This window comes from Shewanella sp. ECSMB14101 (genome assembly GCF_000773485.1).
GTDB lineage: Bacteria > Pseudomonadota > Gammaproteobacteria > Enterobacterales > Shewanellaceae > Shewanella > Shewanella marisflavi.
Genome location: NZ_JSFF01000047.1, coordinates 1 through 7,144, shown reverse-complemented (window position 1 = coordinate 7,144; position 7,144 = coordinate 1). Strand labels below are relative to the sequence as shown.

Sequence of the window (7,144 nt, the reverse complement as noted above, 5' to 3'; positions counted from 1 at the left end):
AAACTGTCAACGTATTTTAGGACGACACATGCCTCGGTTACGCCTTAGCGGCATAGAGTGCCTTACGCTCACTATCCGAGATAAAGGCCATCTCTACACCGTTGCGTTGCAATTGAGCCAGCTCGGCGTTGCTAAAGCCCATCTCCTGCTTCACAGTGCGATATTCATGCTTAATATCGATCGCACTAACACCGGGATCATCGGTATTAAGACCAATCAAGACACCGGCCTCCATAAAGGTCCGCAGTGGATGCTCCTGGTAGCTAGTAACAGTTGAGGTGTGCAGGTTACTGGTAGGGCAAGACTCGATTCCGATCTTATTCGCCACCAGGTACTCCATCAGCTTAGGATCATGGATAGCATTCACGCCGTGGCCGATACGGGTCGCACCAAGCTCAGTGATCGCCTGCCACATACTCTCTGCACCCGCCGCCTCACCGGCGTGGGCAGTAATGGCTAAGCCGGCATCACGCACTTTCTTAAAGTGGTCGTTAAACAGAGCACCAGGGAAGCCTAGTTCATCCCCCGCCAAGTCCATCGCCACCAGGTGCTGCCTATGGGCCAGTAGGGCCTCAAGCTCTTGCATACAGGCCGCCTGACCAAAGGAACGCGACATGATGCCGATCAGGTTGATCTTCACATCATGCTCCTTGATACCCGCTTTAACCCCATCGATAACGGCTTCAACCACACCTTCAATCGGTAATTTGTGGTTCATCGCCATATAGTAAGGACTGAAACGTAGCTCAGCATAATCGAGCCCAGATATCGCCGCATCGGCAACGTTTTCATAGGCAACACGTTTAACCGCATCAAGATCGGCAAGAACGGCAACCATCCAGTCTAGCTTTTTCAAAAAAGCGACCAGACTCGACTCTTTACCCTGAATTTGAACGAAAGGCGCTAAACCTTCTAAAGTCTCTGAAGGCAACGCTATGTTATGTTGATGGCCAAGTTCCCATATCGTTTCCACCCTGACGTTACCATCAAGGTGACGATGCAGATCCACCAACGGAATGGATGTATCAATCATATTTAACCCCTATGTGAACCCTTCAGCCAATATTATTTTTTGTTTGGTCTGAAGTTGTTGCAACTATAACACGCATTTTTTAGCGGCATGCATAACTTATGTTCAGCTTTCAATTGATCTTTGTTACAAGTTTTGCAGAAAATTTCTCTGCAATACGGGTGATCCCTAAAATTGAATATTGCATAATCATGACACCCACTCCTGGGCGAATAATAATCACAACAACAGGAACACTTATGTATAGACCCTTAGCTCCCTGCCTACTCATACTTAGCCTCAGTGCCTGCCAAATGGCTCCCTCTAACGATGCCGTCAATACACCTCAAGTCGCGACTCAAGGCAGCGAACAAGCACTACAGAGTATCATTAAAGATGCTTGGCAGCTTAGAGTAGAGTCTAGTCCAGAAATGGCCTATGCAAGGGGAGATAAGACTGCGGCAGGAAAACTAGAAGATCTTTCTCCGGAAGCGCTGGCGCGAATGAATACCGCTAATCTTGCCCTCTTGGCCCGCCTAACAGCATTAGATCTCTCGACACTGGATCAAGAAGCCCGTATCAACGCCCAGATACTGCAATATCAACTGCAAAACAGTGTCGATCTCTATCGTTTTCACGACCATTACTTGCCCATTACCGCTGAGAGCGGCTTTCACGCCTATATAGCCTCGATAGCCAAAGGCAATTTCAATACCGAAGAAGATTACCTGAACTACCTGAGCAAGCTTAAGGCACTACCTAAGTATTTTGACCAGCAAACCTATTGGCTCAAACAGGGATTAGCAGAGGGGATCACTCCCGCCAAAGTGGTATTAACCGGCTTCGAAGATAGTATTAGCGCCTTTATTGTGCCGGTTGAGCAAAGTGGTTATTACAAACCCTTTACTCAATTTCCGAAGCACTTCACTGCTGCACAGCGCGGCAAGATGGAAGCCGAAGGCAAGCGTTTAATTGAACAGCTTGTACTACCTAGTTATCAAGCCTTCTATGATTTTATGACCCAGGAATATATTCCTGGTGCAAGGCAGAGCATTGCGGCGGCAGATCTCCCCGATGGCAAGGCCTTCTATGAAAACCGCGTACGCTATTACACCACTCTGCCGATGACCGCCGACGAGGTTCATCAACTTGGACTTAAAGAGGTCAAACGCATCCGCGACGAGATGCAGACTATCATCGACAAGCTCGGCTATCAGGGTGACTTTGCCGACTTTTTGCATTTCCTACGTACCGATCCTCAATTCTACGCCACCACGCCAGAAGAGCTGCTGAAAGAAGCCGCCTTTATCGCCAAGAAGGCCGACGCCATGCTGCCAAAGTATTTCGGCAAACTTCCGCGCACGCCTTACGGCATTCAAGAGGTTCCTGCAGAGATCGCCCCTAAATACACTACAGGACGTTATTCAGGCTCCAACAGTGATGATCAAGCCGGTTACTATTGGGTCAACACCTACGCCCTAGACAAACGACCACTCTATGAAATGGAGGCGCTCACCCTACACGAAGCCGTTCCGGGCCATCACCTGCAGATCTCCCTCAATAAGGAACTCACCTCGCTGCCCGAATTTCGTCGCTATAGCTATATCTCGGCCTTTGGTGAAGGCTGGGGACTTTACTCAGAGTATCTGGGGTTGGAAGGCGGTTTCTACCAAGACCCTTACAGCAACTTTGGCCGCCTGACCTATGAGATGTGGCGCGCTGCCCGCCTGGTGGTCGATACAGGCATGCATGCCAAGGGCTGGACTCGTCAACAGGCGATCGACTTTATGGCCAGCAATACCGCGCTGTCACTGCACAATGTCACTACTGAGATTGACAGGTATATCTCTTGGCCTGGGCAAGCTCTCTCCTACAAGATTGGTGAGCTGACCATTAAGCGCTTGCGGGCAAAGGCCGAAGCCGAGTTAGGCGACAAGTTTGACATCCGTGCCTTTCACGATGCCATACTCGCTAATGGCTCTGTCCCCATGGCAATACTTGAGCAGCAGATAGACGACTTTATCAAGGCGCAAACCAAGCTGTAATGTGCACCTCTGGCGCCTGCGAAGGCGTCAGAGGACTCGCTTTGAGCACCTGGCATTAATCCCGATAAAATATCGTGCTACACTCTAGCTCTCTTTTCTTAATCTATGCGTCCAATGTCTACAGCCCTCGATTCAGTCACCGTCCCAAGCTTCAGTTTCTCTAGCGAACAACAAGACAACAGCAAGCAGATAAACACCTTTTGGCAAGGAGTAAAGCAGGGCGAGTTGACGACAATCGATAATCTGAAGCTGGCCTACTGCGCTGCGCTGCATCCAGATTCAAACCGGGCAATAGTGATCAGTAGTGGACGGGTGGAAGCCTATGTTAAATACCAAGAGCTCATCTTTGACCTCTACCAGTTAGGCTATAGCGTCTACGCTATCGACCACAGAGGACAAGGTCTCTCCTCCAGACTGACCGATAACCCACATCAGGGACATGTAGAAAAGTTTTCTGACTATGTGCAAGACTTTGCGCTATTTATCGAAACCATAGTCAAAGCCAATCATCATGACAGTCTGTTCCTCGTGGGTCATTCCATGGGCGGTACCATTGCCACCCTGTATCTGCAGCAGGCCCCCCATGTGTTCAACGCGGCTGTGTTATCCGCCCCCATGTACGGCATCTGCCTACCCATGCCGAAGCGCTTTGTACGCTGGCTAGTTCAACGACTCGATAATGGCTCAACTAGCCAGCCAAACTATGTCTTGAGCGGCAAGAACTACTCTCCAGAGCCCTTCGAAGCCAATGATTTGACTCACAGTGCGATACGCTATCAAGCATATCGCCGCCTGTATGAAGCCTATCCACAGCTGCAACTCGGCTCACCCACCAATCGCTGGTTAGCCGAATCCCTTGATGCCAGTGAACAAGCGGTGATGGCCGCCAAGCATAGCCAAATACCCTTGCTTATTTTGCAAGCCGAAGAAGATTCTATTGTGGAAAACCAGGCACAAGAGGCTGCCGTAGGCGGACTATGTCAGCTTAAGGTGATCGCCAATGCCCGCCATGAAATTTTTATGGAATGCGATGCCGCCCGCAATCAGGCACTCAGTTATCTCGCGGAGTTTCTCGACTCAAACACTTGATTTAAAGCGTTGCTCCGCCAGACGACCTAACAGTCTACTCAACTCCTCACCTGGCATTGGACGATGGAAAAGATAGCCCTGGTATAAGTCACACTGGTAGCGTTGCAGCTGATCGAATTGAGACTGTATCTCAACCCCCTCTGCAACAAACGCCAGTCCTAGGCTATGGGACATATCGATCATGGCTTTCACAATAGAGGCTGACGCCTCGCCATTACCCATGTCCCTGATAAAACTAGCATCTAGCTTAAGTCGATTAAGTGGTAATTCTTGTAAGTAACTCAGCGAACTATAGCCGGTACCAAAATCATCCACGGCAATGCTGATCCCCGCCTCTCTAAGCAAGTTCATGGTTTGCCTAACCTGCTGCAGATCCGTAAGCAATACATGTTCAGTCAACTCAAGCTCAATATGGTGAGGGCTAACTCCCTGCTCAGTCAACAGCGCAAGCAAATTAGGGGCAAACTCATCTTGGTGAAATTGACGCGCGCTGACATTAATCGACACCATAGGGGCATTAATATTCTGTGCTTTCAATTCGCGAATAAAACGACAGGCCTCTAACAACACCCACTCACCTAACTCAATAATCAACGAGCTGCCTTCGGCTACAGGAATAAAGTCAGCCGGTGAAATGCCACCGTGTTGCGGATGATTCCAGCGCAACAAGGCTTCGACAGAGGCAATATCTCCCTTAGCGTTAATCAAGGGCTGATAGAAGAGTGACAATTGATGCCGCGACACGGCATGCACCAACTCGGTTCGGATCATTAAATTTTGAGCGGCTCGCTTATCCATCTCGCTGCAGTAAACCACACAGGCATCTCTTCCACTTTCCTTGGCTTGGGCTAACGCCATGTTGACTCGTTTGAACTGCTGCTCAGGCAAGATGCCTTCGCTGGGATCGATAACCGCAATGCCGACACTCGCAGACAAGTTAAAGGTATGGCCACTAATATGGAAACTACGTGCGATCAACTGGCGCATCTGGCTCGCCAGAGCTTGAGCCCGACGCTGTGCTCCAAGCAGATCTTCAGGAAGCTTCTTCACTAACACCACAAATTCGTCAGCCCCAAGACGGGCTATCAGGGAGTTCGATGCAAAATAACTCGAAAGTCTGGCAGCGATCTGGATTAATAACCTATCGCCACCATGGTGGCCCAATGCATCATTGACCACCTTAAAGTTATCCAGGTCCAACATAAAGAGTGCTGCACACGCGCCAGTGTCTTCTTGTTGGCTATAAAGTGCGTCCATTAATGCACGGCGATTGGCCAAATCCGTCAAGGGGTCATGTTTCGCCTGATGCAAGGCAGCCTTTTGATTGCGAATGTCTTCAGTTACATCTGAGAGCGTACCTATCATGCGAACGGGCTTCCCCTTCTCATCCCACTCTACCGTCATCCCCCTATCTAACACCCAGATATAGTGCCCCTGCTTATGACGCAAGCGATGGACACTCTCAAATTCCTCGCTCTCCCCCCTAAGATAATCATTCAAGTTATCGAAAATTGAGGTCTTATCTTCTGGGTGTAAGCGGCTCTCCCAGCTGCTGAGTTCTGGCGCTAACTCTTCTGGGCCATAACCCAGCATATCCTGCCAACGATCGGATAAAAACAAACTGTCATCTTCGAGATTCCAATCCCAAATCCCATATCGAGAGACCTCAACCGCAAATAACCACCTTTGTTCGCTGTCTTTAAGCTGTTTAGCACCCAGTTGAAATCTATCTTTAAACAGGCTCAAATTACTCGATAGGCCATCCAACTCTATAAACGGCGAGTTCACTGAATAACGCTTTACCTCACGCTGTCCAAGCGACGCGGCTTCACGGCTTAGCCGGCTAATTGGCAATAATAGGAAGTAATACAATAAGCTAAGCAAGACTAGAATCGCAGACAAAGCTAACCCACCTATCCGCGCCAGACTTGCAAACACCTGCTCATCACTCGCAGCAAGCAAAGGAGCCATATCGAACTCAAGGTAAATAAGCTCGGGACGCTCAACAGACATTGGAGAAATTGCGGGAGTAATAGGGTAATAGGCTTGTATCGACTGGCGCTTATCGTTAAAAAAAAGGTTAGGCTGACCAATGGCTACACTCTCACCATGCACTTGGGTAGCATAACCGTCAATGACCAACTGCGCCGAACTGTCACGCCACACACCATGGTTAGCAAAACGAATCTGGCCCTCACGATCGATCAGGGTATAAACAGAAAACCAAATATCACTACCGATCAGCGCAAGTTCTTCTTCGACTCGAGAAAAGTCCTGTTTCTTGGCAGCCACACCCACTAGGTGATTCATTTTCATTAACTGTTGCGATAGGGCGACCATCTGAGCGTTAGAGGCCTGATCACGCCCCTGTTGCCTTTCGATGAAGTAGGCTGTGGTGATAAAAATCGCAAACAGCAAGATACACACTAACGGTGCAAAAATAATTAGCGAGGGTCGTGAGAAATATTTCAGCAAAGCCACCACACCTAAAAGAAACGGTCATCAGACATCACACATCACACATCTTATCAATAGAGGATCTACTGCATGTGCTCGCGTCGATTATGCCACAATTAAGTTAGCTCGTGGCTAAACATTATTGCATTTGAATATATGTATATAAGTACCAGTTTGAACCAGAGACAGAGTTCAGCACAAGACAGCTAGTAAATCATCCGTCCCCGCCGTACAAATCTCTACAACGAAGCAAAAGTCACTCCTGACTAACTACTTGATTAAGATACGGCTCAGCTCAAATAGAGATGATTTAAAATCCTTTGCTAACTTTAAATTGGCAAGACAGAGTGAGGATATGGCGACTAAAGCCCAAAACCAAAGAGCGCAGACAAGGCTTATGAGCAAAATAAGCTAGAGCTTGCCCTAGGCGCATATCGCAAAGCGAGGTGCTTACGCTCGTAAAGAGCCAATACAGCTAAGAAAGACGAGACTTAACTACATGTGCCTTAGCATGCGATAGTTTTTATCACACAACGAAAAAAGC

At 48.6% G+C, this 7,144-nt stretch carries 4 protein-coding genes; 2 read left to right on the top strand and 2 right to left on the bottom strand.

Annotated elements, in window-relative coordinates:
* Positions 1 to 37 precede the first annotated feature (37 nt).
* A complete protein-coding gene (add, locus tag NY07_RS18655; RefSeq protein ID WP_033540861.1) occupies positions 38 to 1,033 on the bottom strand; it encodes an adenosine deaminase in 996 nt (331 codons plus the stop codon).
* 290 nt (positions 1,034 to 1,323) lie between these two features.
* On the opposite strand from add, the gene NY07_RS18650 reads away from it, so the two are divergent.
* Positions 1,324 to 3,054: a DUF885 domain-containing protein gene (locus NY07_RS18650; protein ID WP_373681785.1), complete on the top strand. Its 1,731-nt coding sequence runs from the start codon at positions 1,324 to 1,326 to the stop codon at positions 3,052 to 3,054.
* Between the two features lie 114 nt (positions 3,055 to 3,168).
* Complete coding sequence (locus tag NY07_RS18645) at positions 3,169 to 4,143, top strand: alpha/beta fold hydrolase (RefSeq protein ID WP_033540859.1); 975 nt, start codon at positions 3,169 to 3,171, stop codon at positions 4,141 to 4,143.
* Here NY07_RS18645 and NY07_RS18640 read toward each other — a convergent pair.
* Positions 4,132 to 6,570: a putative bifunctional diguanylate cyclase/phosphodiesterase gene (locus tag NY07_RS18640; RefSeq protein WP_235363981.1), complete on the bottom strand. Its 2,439-nt coding sequence runs from the start codon at positions 6,568 to 6,570 to the stop codon at positions 4,132 to 4,134. The two genes, NY07_RS18645 and NY07_RS18640, sit on opposite strands and share 12 nt — an antisense overlap.
* Positions 6,571 to 7,144: the final 574 nt, after the last annotated feature.

Bases quoted from the DNA above. Each gene is read 5' to 3' on its own strand.
- add (WP_033540861.1), bottom strand. From the start codon at position 1,033: ATGATTGATACATCCATTCCGTTGGTGGATCTGCATCGTCACCTTGAT.
- NY07_RS18650 (WP_373681785.1), top strand. From the start codon at position 1,324: ATGGCTCCCTCTAACGATGCCGTCAATACACCTCAAGTCGCGACTCAA.
- NY07_RS18645 (WP_033540859.1), top strand. From the start codon at position 3,169: ATGTCTACAGCCCTCGATTCAGTCACCGTCCCAAGCTTCAGTTTCTCT.